Here is a 15,243-nt window from a genome sequence, read left to right as displayed (position 1 = left end):
TGTTTTTTAATGGGTCTTTTTAAAAAATGATTTTTTATCTGCTTTTTTCAACCCATTACCTTCTAGGGATGAAGAATTATTACTCTCATCCGTGTCAGGCAACTCGAATGCCGATACAGCATCAACAAGATTATTAGCCTGATCTTCCAATGCTGCGGCAGCAGATGCTGATTGCTCCACCAAAGCAGCGTTTTGCTGTGTCACCTGATCCATCTGACTGACTGCATCAGCGACTTGGTGAATACCTCGACTTTGTTCATCAGAAGCTGAGGCGATTTCTGCCATTAATTCAGTGACTTTATTTACTGATGTAACGAGTTCCTCCATTGTCTGCCCTGCATTATTAACGAGTTGAGAACCTTGAGAGACTCGTAAAACAGATTCATCAATCAATAATTTGATCTCTTTTGCAGCATCAGCACTGCGTTGAGCAAGGTTACGAACTTCTCCAGCAACAACAGAGAATCCACGCCCTTGTTCACCTGCGCGCGCAGCTTCAACCGCGGCGTTAAGTGCTAATATATTGGTTTGGAACGCAATACCATCAATCACACTGATAATAGCCCCTATCTTTTGAGAACTTTGTGTAATCGCATCCATGGTTTCAACAACACTATGCGTGATTTTTCCACCACGTATGGCTGTTTCAGAAGCAGACTCTGCGAGCTTGCTCGCTTGCAAGGCGTTATCAGCATTTTGTTTTACCGTTGCTGTTAACTCTTCCATACTTGCCGCAGTTTCTTCTAACGAAGCAGCTTGTTGTTCAGTTCTTGAGGATAAATCCGTATTTCCTTTGGAAATTTCTTGAATACCAGAATACATAGCATGGCTGTTATCACGAACGATACGAATAGAACGCGCGAGCTCACCACGCATATCTCGTAGTCGTCTAAACACATCCCCTATTTCATCATCGGTGAAGACAAGAATTTCACGATTTAATTTACCGGTGGCAACATCATTAAAATAACGGCTTAAACTTGCGAAAGGTTTAATGATATTAAAACTTAGCCAACGATGAGCGGCGATTGATACCACAATAACCATCGCTATTGCACCGATAAACATCAAGATAGCAATAGTATAAGAGCGATGTCCTTGCTCTATAGATTCAGTAATTTCTGTCTGAACATAATTCATATAAGTGTTAAATGAATTTTCCATCGCTGTTTGATAACGTTCTGTTGGTTGATCTAAAAAACCTTGGAAGTTATCGTTTTTTAACATGCTATGTAATTCAGTTAATGCACCATATAAAACGTGGTAATCGTTTTTTACTGCTTCAACGATTTCTTTTTCTTCTGTTGGGATTGCCTCTTTATTGATATCAGCAAGGAAATTTTGAAAATGAGTATTCGCCGTTTCCAAACGTGAAAGTGCAATTGATTCAATAGATTGAATATAATCCGTTGACTGTTCAGTTTTCACTGCAATAGCTACACGATTAATCGCATTACGTGTTTGTATTAAAGATGCCCAACTTAATCCTAATTCATCTCGCTTAGATGTATCTATATCTACTCTGGTGATCTGTTCGTTATTCAAATGAACGATCCCTAGCGAAATACCACTAGAAATCACCTGCATAACGCAAAACATCATCAGCAATAAATAGAGACTGGTGGATATCTTTAATTTGCGAAACCTAAACATGCCTTCACCTCGTTTAAAGCGGTGGTTAAAAGCCACCGCTTGTCAGCCACTTGTTGTTGTTAGAAAGTTTCCCAGTTAGCGGGATCTTCAACACTGCTGCTCTTTTTCTTTTCTGAGGTTCCTGGTTTTATAAGTGGAGCAGCGGCTTTAACTACAGGGGTTGCATCCGATTCCTTTCTTTCTAGCGTTTTTTCTTCCTGACCCGGTAATTTGAAGATTGAAACTAAGCGGGTTAATGCAACTGCTTGATCTTCAAGACCAGCAGCAGCGGCTGCAGATTGTTCTACTAAAGAGGCGTTTTGCTGAGTGACGCGATCCATTTCAGAAACCGCAAGGCCAACTTGTGAAATACCTCGGCTTTGCTCATCTGATGCAGAAGCGATTTCGCCCATGATGTCAGTAACACGTGTTACTGAATCCACAATACGCGTCATCGTCTCACCCGCACTTTCAACGAGTACAGAACCCGTTTCAGTACGACTTACAGAATCTTCAATCAGTGTTTTTATTTCTTTAGCAGCTTCTGCACTTCTCTGTGCAAGGTTACGAACTTCTCCGGCAACTACCGCAAATCCGCGACCATGCTCACCGGCTCTTGCTGCTTCAACAGCCGCATTCAGTGCCAAAATATTGGTCTGGAATGCAATGCCATCGATAACAGCTGTGATATCGGTGATTTTCTGAGAACTTCCGGCTATGTCGTGCATCGTTTGCACCACATTAGCAACAACTTTTCCGCCTTGGCGGGCAATATCTGAGGCGTCATTAGCAAGATTACTTGCTTGGCGAGCATTGTCTGCGTTCTGTTTTACGGTTGCCGTTAACTGTTCCATACTTGCAGCAGTTTCTTCTAACGAAGCCACTTGCTCTTCTGTACGAGCAGATAAGTCATTATTCCCAGCGGCAATTTCACTTGTGCTGTTATAAATGTTTTCCGTACTTTGATAGACACCACGAACGGTTTGAATAAGCTCTTGTTGCATATGTTTTAAACCATTTGCTAACAAGCTCATTTCATTGCGGCCATTCACTTCGATATTTGGACGTAAATCACCTTCAGAGAAAGTTTTAATACTTAATAGAAGTGAATTTAATGGTCTAATTAAGGCATTACGTAATGCAAACCAGCATAGAATTAATGCCGAGATCACGATAATGGCTAACACAACCATAGTAATGACAGTACGTTGGTGAGAGGCTTCTAGTGCCACATTTAACTCTTCGTTAAATTTCTCATTACGCATGACATATGCAAGATATTCTTTATAAAAAGCATCTTGATAACCTGTAGTTGGTTGCTCAAAAAAGTCTTTTAAGTTCTTATCTTGAAGTAAAATTTCCAGTTGGTTTAATGCAGAAAAATATTCGATAAAACGCCCTTTTAGGCTACGAACATCATCTTCTGAGTGAACTTGATAAGCCGTAATATTTTTTTCAAATTCTTTAAATTTCTCATCTGCACGGGACATATTTTTACGAGCAAGACCCGTCAGATAGTCAACAGATAGAGAATCATCTACATTAAGATTTTTATCTTGTAATAAAAAACTAATCGCGGCGCGGTTAATGTTATTACGAGCTTGCAGTAAGTTAGCCCAGCTTTCATCTAGGCGCTCTCGTTGATCTTGTATTGTCAGTGTTTTATTAAGGTCGTTTCTTGTCTCAACGATATTTGAGTAAAAAACTCCCCCTGAGACAAATTGCAAAACACCAAACAACAGAAGAATGGATAATAATCCAGTCACTATTTTCATTCGGCTAAACATAGTTTCCCTTTTTATAATAAACGGTAATGAGCAAGTTATCGGCAGACTTAAGAGAAACTTTATAGGTTTCATTTCGTCTTAGTCACGTTTTTGCCCCATTAGAAAGCGGTGGTAATACTATTTTTAATTAAAATTATAAGTATAAAAAACTTTAAAGTTATTTCCGTCAGTAGAAAAATATTACTGCTAGGTGATAGCTACTTATAAGCTAATAAATAATAAAATAGAACTTAACTAAAATTATTAGTTCTTTTTATCTTTTAATTTTACTTAAAGTTAATTTAATGCTTTAGCACTCGCTAATAAAATAAAAAAGATAGAAATAGCTATTCCGGCAAAATTACCGGAACAGTATTTAGATTATTTTTTAAAAAATAAAAACTTATTTAGCTTGAATTGTTGCGCTATCGACTAATTCCATTTCTTCACTGTTGAGTAATTTTTCAATATCAACAAGAATAAGCATTCTTTCATCTAAAGTACCTAAACCTGTTAAATACTCAGTAGACATTGTGACTGCAAACTCTGGCGCAGGGCAGATTTGCTCTGGCTTTAACGTAAGAACATCAGAAACGCCATCAACAACAATTCCCACAATTCGATTTAATAAGTTAACCACAATAACAACAGTATTGTCATTATAAGTTACACTTTCTTGTGAAAATTTAATACGTAGATCAACTATCGGAACAATAACGCCCCGTAAATTAGTTACACCTTTAATAAAGCTAGGTGAATTAGCAATACGTGTAACTTGATCATATCCACGAATTTCTTGAACCTTTAAAATATCAATTCCATATTCTTCATCGCCCAGCGTAAAAATTAGAAATCCTTGTCCAACAGTTTCACCGGATAATTTCTCGAAATGTTCCGAAGCCATAATCTTATTTTATCCTCACTATTAAATGACTGCGCTTGCAGTTGTATTCTTTTTCTTATTTGTCATTTGTGTATGACTTAAACGTTGCAATTCTGGTACATCAAGAATTAAAGCCACACTACCATCGCCCATAATTGTTGCAGCAGATATTCCAGGTACTTTTCGGTAATTGCTTTCTATATTTTTAACAACAACTTGATGCTGACCAACTAATTGATCTACCAATAAAGCATAACGACGTCCGGCACTTTGAACAATTACCGCAATTGCTTGGGTAATATCGGTTTGAGCACCTTCAATATTAAAAGTACGATGCAGTTCAATCAGTGGTAAATATTCCCCTCTGACCTGCAATAATTTCTCATCGCCAGCCAATGGATAAATATCATCTTCTTCCGGTTGTAAAGAACTGACTACCGTTCCTAATGGTAAAATAAAGACTTCGTCATGAACTTTAACAGACATACCATCTAAAATTGCTAATGTCAGTGGAAGTAAAATGCGAATACGCGTTCCTTTACCCACTTCAAAACTGATTTGAATTTGACCGCCCATCTCTTGGATATTTCGTTTTACAACATCCATACCCACACCACGACCAGAAACATCCGTGACGACTTCAGCAGTAGAGAAACCCGGTGCAAAAATCAGCATAGCAACTTCTTCGTTGCTCATATTTTCAGAAACTGCAAGCCCAGAGGAAATCGCTTTTTTCAAAATACGTTCGCGGTTTAATCCAGCACCATCATCAGTTACTTCAATACAAATATTACCGCCTTGATGTTCCGCAGACAGGGTTAATTGCCCCGCTTCTGGTTTACCAGCTGCAACACGATCAGCTGGCATTTCAATACCATGATCAAGACTGTTACGAACTAAGTGAGTTAAAGGATCGATAATTTTTTCAATTAAGCTTTTATCAAGTTCTGTTGAGCTACCAATCATGTTTAGCTCAACTTTCTTATTCATTTTACCTGCAACATCACGCACAACTCGAGGGAAGCGACTGAAAACATATTCCATTGGCATCATACGAATTGACATAACAGATTCTTGTAAATCACGAGAATTGCGCTGTAACTGAGCAATACAACTTAGTAAATCACTATATATTGCAGGCTCAAGGGTACCGCTATGCTGTGCCAACATTGACTGTGTGATAACCAGTTCACCAACTAAGTTGATTAATTGATCAACTTTTTCAACTGCAACACGAATACTGCTTGATTCTGTTTTTGGCGTAGCAGCTGCAACAGGTCTTTTCGCTAGTGCTGCCGATGCCACCGGTGCTTTAGTCGGTTCTGCTGATGGTGTTACTTTTTCAGCAACTGATTTTTGTACAGGTACCGCTTGCTCTATTTCGCTTTCAACATGAACATCATCAACAGATGTTGTACTTTCTTCTGTAACTGTGTTTTTTTCTGCAACAGCCACTTTTTTAAACGAGATTTGTTCAGGTTCAATCACAAAACAAAGTACAGCGCTGATATCTTCTTCTGTTGCAGTGGTTTTCAATATTGCTTCAAGACCATGATGCTGTTTTTCAACTTGGCTAACTTCACCAAGATGCTTTAATTCATCAAGCATTAAATCAATATCTGTCTCTTTAAGATCAGACAAAATAATATGATGATAATAATGTCCATCAGCCGCCATGGTCGATGCTACTTCGACCATGGTTTCTATAGCTTCACTTTGCACATTTTCAATGTCAGATGACAAAACAGGAGTTTCAGTCATTGCGGCCTGTGAGTCTGAAGTTTCAGATCCAGCAACAACCTCAACTTGAGGAGCGGATTGTTCTTCTTTTACATCGAGAGCCAGCTGACGCAACTTCTCACAAATATAGTTAAATGTTTCCTCATCAGGTTCTTGTGAGTTTTTATGTGCATCCAATTGCTGTTGCATAATATCTTTCGCTTCCAGAAACAGGTTAATAATGTCGTCGGTGAGCGCCATCTCATGACGTCTTGCACTATCGAGCAAGTTTTCAAGCACATGAGTGGTCTGTTGAAGTTTAACGAAGCCAAATGTTGCAGCCCCTCCTTTTATGGAGTGCGCACTACGGAAAATTGCATTCATCTGTTCTTGATCTGGATTTGCAGGATCAAGTAACAGCAAATGCTGTTCCATATCAGCTAACAACTCATCTGCTTCATCAAAAAATGTTTGATAAAACTCAGTAATATCCATCGTTACTCATTCACCTTTACGCGATTACCAACAAATTAGGGGGCTGTTCCCTGCTTTGTAGTAATATTTGTCGATTGTGATGGCAAACTTTCCCCAGAAACTCCTGTTTCAACATTTTCCTTTTTTGATTCGGGAAGCTCAGATGCAGAAGACACAGACGAACCCGTCTGTGTATTTTCTGCTTTTTCTTGTGGGGTTTCTTGCCCTGAAAGTAGAGGTTCAATTTCTGAAGCCTCTGTTACTGTCGGTGCAACCCGCTCATTTTCTTGTACAATTTTTTGTTCTGCTTGCTTCGTTAAGACCAGAATACTGATCCGTCGGTTAGCAGGTGCAAAACCATCTTCTTTGACCAAGTGAACTGTTGATGCCATACCTACAACACGCAACACTTTCCATTCACCTAAGCCAGCACCAATTAATTCTCGACGAGAGGCATTCGCGCGATCCGTTGATAGTTCCCAGTTACTATATTTAAAAGCGCCACTTGCATAAGGAATATCATCGGTATGACCCGATAAACTGATTTTATATGGCGTGTCATTTAAAATAGGTGCAATTGCCGTCAAAATATCCTTCATATAAGGTTCAACGGTAGCACTACCGACTCTAAACATAGGTCGATTTGCTTTATCGATAATTTGGATGCGTAAACCTTCATCCATCATGTCGATTAATAAATGAGGCTTCAGATCTTTTAATCTAGGATCATTTAAAATGACTTGTTCTAAATTCTCTTTTAATCGGCGGAATTGTTGCTTTTCATTAAGCTGTTTATCTTCCTGGCCTTTTGGCAAAATATCACCTTCGTTATAAACAGGATCACGCCCTCCTCCAGGAATAGGATTGGTTGCATCCCCACTAAATCGCCCTTTTTCAATAGCGACTTTTAATGGCGTGCGAAAATATTCTGCTACACGAGTTAATTCTTGTGGACTAGAGATTGAAAGTAACCACATCACCAGAAAGAAAGCCATCATTGCAGTCATAAAGTCAGCATAAGCTATCTTCCATGCACCACCGTGAGCGTGATGTTGCTTTCTCCCTCGCTTTTTAACTCGAATGATTTGTGAATTACTCTTCATAATTACTCTTCTTTCATTGCATCAGGATTTGCCTGCATTGGTGTCCGTACCTGACGTACATGTTCTTCCAACTCAATAAAAGAAGGTCTGTCTGCCAGAAAGAGGGTTTTACGTCCAAATTCAACAGCTATCTGTGGCGCATATCCATTCATGCTAGATAACAATGTTGTTTTGATGCACTCCATCATTTTCATTTGCTGACTAGAGCGCTGTCTGAGTCTAGAAGCTAATGGTGAAATAAAACCATAAGCTAATAAAATACCTAAGAAAGTACCAACCATTGCGTGTCCAATTAATACGCCCATTTCACCAGCGGGTCTATCCGCGGCACCTAACGCATTAACAACACCCATAACCGCAGCAACGATACCGAACGCTGGTAACGAATCACCCATCGCCGATAAACCAGTTGCAGGCACTTCGCTTTCTTCCTCAAAAGTTGCAATCTCTTCATCCATCAGAGATTCAATTTCATAAGGATTCATATTCCCTGTCACCATCAGACGCATATAGTCAGTAATAAAACTGAGCATATAAACATCTTTCATAATGCGAGGATATTGGGAAAAAATGTCACTTTGTTGTGGGTTTTCGATATCTCTCTCTAATGCCAACATCCCGTTTTGACGAGCTTTTGACAATAAACGAAACATGAGTGCCATTAAATCCATGTACATCGCTTTATTGTAATTTGTACTACGAAGTAATTTCGGTAGGATCTTCATTGTCGATACAATTGCTCTACCATTATTACCTACAATAAAAGCACCGATACCGGCACCAAAGATGATTATAAATTCGGCTGGCTGGTACAAGGCGCCTAAACTACCACCGACGAGAAGATATCCCCCGATGACGGCGCTCATAACCACGATATATCCTAAGAGTACTAACACGCGATATCCCTTTAGCTAATTTCGTTATAGAGAGAATGGCGAACATAGCAGCAAGAGATAGGAGGGGGAGAGGAAACGGCTCAGGTTATAGATAACTAAGCTCTATAACCTGATATTTAACTTTCAATCTCGAATCACATTGCAAACTGTTCAAGACCATCCAACAGTTGTAAGTTAATATCGGCAGGATTGGCGGAAAGTTTACGTTTTTTTATTGCGCGAGAAGGTGGCTGGCAAAGACTGCAAACATAATTGCTAGCTGGCTGGTGTGCGTGTGTAATAAATGAACCATTACATTTGGTACAAACGGAAAGTTGCAACATGCCACTTTCAACAAAGCGTACTAATGTCCATGCTCTTGTTAGTGCTAAAATAGGTTCTTGATCTTTAACAGGCGGACATTGCTCTAAGTATAAACGATAAGCTTTAACAACAGCCTCAACGCCAACACAGCCACCATTTTTTAATAAAAAGCGATAAGCGTTATAGAACATTGAGGAATGGATATTTTGTTCCCATGTCATAAACCAATCCGTTGAAAATGGCAGCATTCCTTTTGGAGGGGGGCTCCCTCTTAATTCTTTGTATAATTTAATTAAACGCCCCCGACTTAATTGAGTTTCACTTTCAAGCATTTGTAAGCGGGCACCCAAGGTGATTAATTCCATTGCTAAGCGAATATCCTTCGCTTCTCGGACGATACTTTTCTCACTCATTGTTATGCCCGTTTCTTTGTCGCAGTAGTATCTTGTTCCGATAACTGACGAAACAAGTTAGAAGAAAGAAGAATGCCAGTATGGATTTGTTGTAAATCATCCACTCTAGATTCTTTAGTGAGTTGTTCTATTGTTTCGCTGTCTTCAAACCGGAAATTACAGATTAGTTGGTTTGTTTCAGCCAACTTAACCAATTGAGGCAATGTAAGCTCTGCTAGTGCATCCGCCATGGCGTCACTAATCCCAAGCCGAAACATTGCGGAAGCCTTTTCTTGGTTAATTAACCTTTGCGCCAAAAGCAAATACGATAAATTTATGTCATAAATATGCTTAAGCAATTCAACCGTACTCATCTCTTTACATCCCGTCCGATTATATTGAACAAAGAGGATCTTCCTAATGAAAGATCCCGAGGAAATTAATATAAATGTAATATTAAATTTCCAGGCCCCATTTTATGAACATGACACGTAGTAACACTACCTTGTATTACTTAGTTACGGTCATTTTCAAAAGTAGCGAAAAAAACATTTAAATTAAAAGTAAACTTTAAATGCTCGCCAATATAGCTCGTTAAGAATAATCCTAACGCGACAACTTTACTCCTTAACGATTAAGTTATTCAACGGATAAAGTAGTCTAATTTAAATACTATGTGAGTCACATCACAAAAAGATAATCATTATTATGGAATTAGTTCATTAACTATTCAAGTGATAAAAGTAATAAAACTTGGTGTAAATTAATAAGCTAATCTACCCAAATTAAAATATTAATGATAATTTTTTATTTTATACGATCTATTAAACTTATAAACCTAAAAATACAGCATAAAAATTTGACAAATCCACAATTGGAGATTTTTTTGATCACAGTAACATATATTGATATATCTCCTCCTCATCTTTATCTAAACTGGCTTCCCAGTTTTAATAAATATTTCTATAGATATTATTTTTTTCATCATTTACGTAAACCTTCAGAAATGATCACTTTTTATTTACAATTTGCTTGAAAAATAACCTACTCTAATTATTTATAGTTATCCTAAATTTTTTTATTATTTCACCATTAAAATTACCCTTTAAAATCAACGTGATATAATGATGAATTTATTAAACAGAACGATAAGTCATATAAAATTAAATTCTTAGTTATGCATCTTCACCCTTAAATCATTGAATATTTATTTCCACATTATTAAAGTTTCAATTGTAACAATACAATTTAACTAATGATTATTAAGTACTATTTAACACTTAAATTACAGAACTCTTAATAAGAGTTTTATTGACTGTAAATTAGTCACAGAGAAATAATATCCACATACAAATAAGTTTTATTTATGAATTACAGTATATATTATGAGCAGTTAAAATTTAAAACTGTCACAAGTTTAATATAAAAATAAAAGAAGACTTTTTATTTAATTAAATAAAAAACACCTGTAATTTAATTATCAATTTAAAACGGAATATAAAAATAATACAATATTTAACTTAAGTTAAATTTTAAAAAACAATCATTTTTTTATAAAATAAAGCCACACTTTATTAAAATAAAAAATAAAATAAAAATCATCTTATTTTTCACTGTATATAGATATATACTTATCAAACAATCTACAATTAATTAAAAATGTAATATCCAGTAAAAAAAGCATAAAGAAAAAAAGAAGATTTATAAATTATGTTTTATATAACCACACCTCTTTTATTATAAAAAAGACATTTTTTTGAAATATAAATTTCAATTTGATAAAAAAAGCTTCCAAGATCTCCAATGCAAAGTAATTAATTCATAAAATAATAAGGCAAAATATAAATTCTATTTTTCCTGTTATCAGTATTACCTCTACACAATAAATGGCGGTAATGACAAATATGACGATCTAGAGTTAACACTTGTACACATCGACTTTTTCAATGCAAAGACAGAAAAACAAATATGATCAAAATAGCATCTTATTGATTATTCTATTGGCATTACCTCGAACTAAAAAATATCAAATGTTACTTTTTGCTCCAAAGCAGCTCTTAACAGAAATTTGTTTTACTCTTACAAATGATGAGTATTGTTTCACTTTTCCTCTTATCATGCGGTTAGCCTCTTTTTTTCAACCTAGCTAGCACAAGTCTCAAGACATTACAGAACCAAAAGTGCTGACTTCGTAACAACACCATTACTTAACAAAAGTTGATGTTGACGGGCTTAGGAGAGTATAAAGATTTAAATATCGATATATCTTTACTTAAACCACTAAAATATATCTCTAAATATTCCCCTATTCTAACCACTAATTTGACTCATTTTATTACCCTTTTTATGAGTAATTCCGAGTTTAAAAAGACTTTTCCTCTCTATCAAAGCCTAATAAAAATATTGATGTATCTAAATAATCAAGACCTATATCTCATTTATTAGATTAATCTTAAAAACCAATAACAGTGCTTAGTATTCTATACCCCAAAAGTGTTCTAAATTTTTGGAAAAGGAAGCTTTTGAAAAATATTGTAACCGTATTTTTCAAAAGTAATAATTGAGATTATTCATGCCGTGAATGCAAATACTTTGTGTATTGCTTTCAGTTCTATTGAAATGAGTTACATCGTTTTTTAGTAAGCAAACATGAAATGATTACTCCCCCTTTTATACCGGCAATTTTTTAAATTAGCATTCCTCTTATACTTGGTTTTATCTTTTTTGGTAAATCGAAAAAGGTCAGTAGCACAATTATCCTTTATATATATTTTCACAGTAAATACTAATGGCACATCTATTTCATACTAAGATAATTCTCCTTCTGTAATAAGTAAGATTTACATCCTTGACAAAGTTATAAACAATATAATTTTGAAATTATTATTTTATCGAATGAAAAGAGTGGTGTGGTTTTTCTACGCTTATTATAAGATTACTTATTGGTATCATTTCCTCTACATGGTTTTTACAAAAAATCCTATAATTTTTCAAAAGATTTTCATTCATCATTGATTAGTGATTACAAACATCATGCCACAGCAATTCATCAGCTTTACTGTAGCGGTTTAAACTCACCATTTTCCTGAATTTATCCCCATTTTTTGAGAGTCTAATTTGATTGAATTAAAAACATTACTCAAAAAATCAAACTTAAATTAAATACGATAGAAAATATTGATAAAATTTTCGCCAAATACATTGAAATAATTTGAGAGTATAATTTAGATATTAAAAAAAAATCCAATATAATCAATGGAAAACATCGATTTTCACCCCAGATTCTATACTGCGCTAAGCCCCTTAATAACGACTTTTTGTCCTACAATACGCCTAAGTGCCTCATTTAATAAGTAAACCATGAGTAGCAACCGCTTACTTGATTTTAGTTTTTCTTGTTTATTAAAAACAAAATAAACAGAGATAAATCAAATCCACCTAAAACGCGAGATTAATAAAGATGAGAAATCACGCCAAATATACTCGAACGCTGTTAAACATTTTTCATTCATAACTCATTATATACGGGTTAACCACAATACAAATAATTGTACATTAATCAATTTAGGCAAAAATGTTTGTTTTTATTAAAACGAAAATGAATATATTCCACCCTATTGCGTATTTAAATTAGCTTTTTTTGAATACATTTTTCTATTTTTTATTCCATAAAGTAATAGTTACAAAAATAATAATTACACAAACAAAATACTTTATTTCTATATATTAGTAATAATACGTAATACATGACTAAGATCTCATTATTCTCATCGGAGGAGTTAAATCTTAAATTAAGTATTATGCTGGTGATCTGAATAATTTGAGGTTTGGATAGGCAAAAATAAATGATTTACTAAGAACATACAAAAGTATGTGGCTGGTACGAATAAGCGTAATCGCCCACACAACAGCTAGAAATATGACAGAACTATTACTTATAAATTACAACGTTATATTCTTTATAACTTTTATCAATATTCATATTCCTTTTTGAAATAACCTTGTAAGTTGATATCTATCTAGTATCCAAATGGCAAAAAAAGCTCCCTATATTCAATACAGGGAGCCTTGATTAGAAAGACATTATTTTCAAAAGATCTGTTAAGCAGGATGCTCTGCCGCTATCTTCCAATTAATTGCACTCACACTCTTTTCTAAACTTACTCTACAAACAATCGCTTCTATCTCTTTTTGCTCAACAGGTGTTGCAAGTAATTCAGCACAAACTTCCAACTGGCTAGGCATCAATGTATCAGCACTACTTAAAGACTGTAATCGAACATGTAGTCCATTTATTGCTTGTAAAATGAGTGTTCTAACTAAAACTTCATCTTCTTCGTGACAAATAATTCGTATTGAGTAGCGTTGTTCAATATCTATTGCTTGATGTTGTGGCTGAGCGTTTATCCGTTGAGCAGCTTCTCGTAGTAAAATATTCGCACAAAGAATAAGAAGTGTTGCTATGGTCGCCAGTTGATATAAACCTAAGCCACATAACACGCCAATTCCTGCTGAACACCAAAGCGTTGCTGCCGTATTAAGTCCACGTATATTCATTCCTTCACGCATGATCACACCTGCACCAAGAAATCCAATACCCGAAACAACTTGAGCTGCGATACGACCAGGGCTATCTGGCGAAGTTTCTATTGAACTTAAAATAAAAACAGCCGCACCCGTTGCAACTAAAGCGTTTGTTCTTAAACCCGCCATTCTTTGTCGCCATTGACGTTCGGCACCAATCAAAGCACCAAGGCACATTGCAATTATGAGATTTAAAATATAAGGCGTCATCGTCATGTTTATTTCCTCTACATGATGATTAAAATCGATATGAAAATTTTGCTCTGATAGTTCAGAGTGTTGAAATTAATTCATCGCCTTAGGTGGAGGAAATAAAGAGAAAAAAATGTAGCACATGGAGTTACCCTTCGTATTTTAGCTGCATAAGGGAAATCATTTGGGTAAGTGCTGAATAGGAATATATAAGAAAGAAATATTACAATGCACTGCCCACCAAAATGGTAAGCAGTTTTAGTGAAGAAAACAGCCTACCTATTATTTTGAATAAAATTATTCTCAGTTAATGGTTTTATCATTAACCTACAACTTTGTGTATCCAAGGTGTTTTCTCCTAACTAAAATTTGGCAAAAGTATAAGTAGCTGATTTAAAAATGTAAATGAACCGTACCTAAACGTAAGTCATTTTTGCTGTATTGGTCTAACAAATGTGCCTTCACCACCCTCTTTTTCATTAAAAAACCAAATTCCTTTTGGATATTCAGGGAGTGATACTAAATACATTATACCTTCATTAAATTCTTCAATAAGTAGGATAGTCCCTTCACGATCGTCAATACCATCTGTTTTCACAACAACGCTATCATTAACCTGCATTTTTTCTCCTGATAAATATTATCATTCTCTTTTCCTTTATTTTACCCATAAAGAAAAAGCCTGCCACCATAAGGTGACAGGCTTGAAGAAAATTTTTAAAAGGCTTTAAATTACAGAGCTGTTACGTTAGCAGCTGCTGGACCTTTTGCACCGTTTTCAATTGTGAATTCTACGTTCTGACCTTCAGCCAGAGTTTTGAAACCGTTACCTTGAATGGCAGAAAAGTGAACGAATACGTCTTTGCTTCCGTCTGCTGGAGTAATAAAACCAAAGCCTTTAGACTCGTTGAACCACTTAACTTGACCTTTCATTTTGTCAGACATGTGACTTTCCTATATATCAATAAAACGTTGCCTTCTCGGCATCTACTGGCCTGAACTACCTATAACTTATGGGCACACATGAAGAAAACGGTCAAAAAGCGATGCTGTTTAAAACTCATTAACTTAGAATGTCAATCATAAATCAGGTCTGTATTGAGGCCTTACTCATTAACGCATGAGACAAGTTTAATAGCAATAGTTTTATGCGTCTAAAGATTAAAAAAATGCGAATTGCACATTAAAAATACAATTCTTCCTCTATTTTTACCACTGTGCATAAAATTTATTTGATATTTTATCTCTATTATTAACAACAACTAAGAATATTCTTAATGGTTTAACAATAACAGTTAA

Annotated in this window: 11 protein-coding genes; all 11 read right to left on the bottom strand. The window is 35.5% G+C overall.

All coding sequences use genetic code 11. From position 1 onward, the window contains the following. Nucleotides 1–6: 6 nt before the first annotated feature. Nucleotides 7–1,653 carry a methyl-accepting chemotaxis protein gene (locus tag AB4J89_RS01455; protein WP_161711401.1) on the bottom strand — a complete coding sequence of 549 codons (1,647 nt, stop codon included), beginning with the start codon at nt 1,651–1,653 and terminating at the stop codon, nt 7–9. 59 nt (nt 1,654–1,712) lie between these two features. Next, nucleotides 1,713–3,419 (bottom strand): methyl-accepting chemotaxis protein, encoded by a 1,707-nt coding sequence (locus AB4J89_RS01450; RefSeq protein ID WP_368467843.1) that lies wholly within the window; start codon nt 3,417–3,419, stop codon nt 1,713–1,715. Nucleotides 3,420–3,801: 382 nt separating this feature from the next. Beyond that, nucleotides 3,802–4,302 (bottom strand): chemotaxis protein CheW, encoded by a 501-nt coding sequence (gene cheW, locus AB4J89_RS01445; RefSeq protein WP_023581802.1) that lies wholly within the window; start codon nt 4,300–4,302, stop codon nt 3,802–3,804. Between the two features lie 21 nt (nt 4,303–4,323). Next, complete coding sequence (gene cheA / locus AB4J89_RS01440; RefSeq protein WP_368467840.1) at nt 4,324–6,495, bottom strand: chemotaxis protein CheA; 2,172 nt, start codon at nt 6,493–6,495, stop codon at nt 4,324–4,326. Nucleotides 6,496–6,530: 35 nt separating this feature from the next. Then, the gene (gene motB, locus AB4J89_RS01435; protein WP_088495206.1) at nt 6,531–7,577 is read right to left on the bottom strand and encodes a flagellar motor protein MotB; all 1,047 of its coding nucleotides are present in this window, start codon (nt 7,575–7,577) and stop codon (nt 6,531–6,533) included. Between the two features lie 2 nt (nt 7,578–7,579). Further along, nucleotides 7,580–8,473 (bottom strand): flagellar motor stator protein MotA, encoded by an 894-nt coding sequence (gene motA, locus AB4J89_RS01430; RefSeq protein WP_036935706.1) that lies wholly within the window; start codon nt 8,471–8,473, stop codon nt 7,580–7,582. Between the two features lie 134 nt (nt 8,474–8,607). Then, complete coding sequence (flhC, locus tag AB4J89_RS01425; RefSeq protein WP_006533207.1) at nt 8,608–9,189, bottom strand: flagellar transcriptional regulator FlhC; 582 nt, start codon at nt 9,187–9,189, stop codon at nt 8,608–8,610. Between the two features lie 2 nt (nt 9,190–9,191). Continuing rightward, complete coding sequence (gene flhD / locus AB4J89_RS01420) at nt 9,192–9,542, bottom strand: flagellar transcriptional regulator FlhD (RefSeq protein ID WP_072063484.1); 351 nt, start codon at nt 9,540–9,542, stop codon at nt 9,192–9,194. 3,727 nt (nt 9,543–13,269) lie between these two features. Next, the gene (locus tag AB4J89_RS01415; RefSeq protein WP_088495205.1) at nt 13,270–13,968 is read right to left on the bottom strand and encodes an MgtC family protein; all 699 of its coding nucleotides are present in this window, start codon (nt 13,966–13,968) and stop codon (nt 13,270–13,272) included. Between the two features lie 403 nt (nt 13,969–14,371). Continuing rightward, nucleotides 14,372–14,566: a protein DsrB gene (gene dsrB, locus AB4J89_RS01410; RefSeq protein WP_075673852.1), complete on the bottom strand. Its 195-nt coding sequence runs from the start codon at nt 14,564–14,566 to the stop codon at nt 14,372–14,374. Between the two features lie 110 nt (nt 14,567–14,676). Next, nucleotides 14,677–14,889: a transcription antiterminator/RNA stability regulator CspE gene (gene cspE, locus AB4J89_RS01405; RefSeq protein WP_004243573.1), complete on the bottom strand. Its 213-nt coding sequence runs from the start codon at nt 14,887–14,889 to the stop codon at nt 14,677–14,679. Nucleotides 14,890–15,243 lie beyond the last annotated feature (354 nt).

Origin of the sequence: Proteus sp. STS61-E (genome assembly GCF_040932335.1) — a bacterium.
In the GTDB taxonomy this organism is placed as follows: Bacteria; Pseudomonadota; Gammaproteobacteria; order Enterobacterales; family Enterobacteriaceae; genus Proteus; species Proteus mirabilis_B.
The sequence above is the reverse complement of the archived record's forward strand: the minus strand, read 5'-3'. Positions and strand labels throughout refer to the sequence as shown.

What these genes read in the sequence shown, in the direction of transcription:
- cheA (WP_368467840.1), bottom strand. Translation starts at nt 6,495, where the DNA reads ATGGATATTACTGAGTTTTATCAAACATTTTTTGATGAAGCAGATGAG.
- cheW (WP_023581802.1), bottom strand. Translation starts at nt 4,302, where the DNA reads ATGGCTTCGGAACATTTCGAGAAATTATCCGGTGAAACTGTTGGACAA.
- dsrB (WP_075673852.1), bottom strand. Translation starts at nt 14,566, where the DNA reads ATGCAGGTTAATGATAGCGTTGTTGTGAAAACAGATGGTATTGACGAT.
- flhC (WP_006533207.1), bottom strand. Translation starts at nt 9,189, where the DNA reads ATGAGTGAGAAAAGTATCGTCCGAGAAGCGAAGGATATTCGCTTAGCA.
- motB (WP_088495206.1), bottom strand. Translation starts at nt 7,577, where the DNA reads ATGAAGAGTAATTCACAAATCATTCGAGTTAAAAAGCGAGGGAGAAAG.
- cspE (WP_004243573.1), bottom strand. Translation starts at nt 14,889, where the DNA reads ATGTCTGACAAAATGAAAGGTCAAGTTAAGTGGTTCAACGAGTCTAAA.
- AB4J89_RS01455 (WP_161711401.1), bottom strand. Translation starts at nt 1,653, where the DNA reads ATGTTTAGGTTTCGCAAATTAAAGATATCCACCAGTCTCTATTTATTG.
- flhD (WP_072063484.1), bottom strand. Translation starts at nt 9,542, where the DNA reads ATGAGTACGGTTGAATTGCTTAAGCATATTTATGACATAAATTTATCG.
- AB4J89_RS01450 (WP_368467843.1), bottom strand. Translation starts at nt 3,419, where the DNA reads ATGTTTAGCCGAATGAAAATAGTGACTGGATTATTATCCATTCTTCTG.
- AB4J89_RS01415 (WP_088495205.1), bottom strand. Translation starts at nt 13,968, where the DNA reads ATGACGATGACGCCTTATATTTTAAATCTCATAATTGCAATGTGCCTT.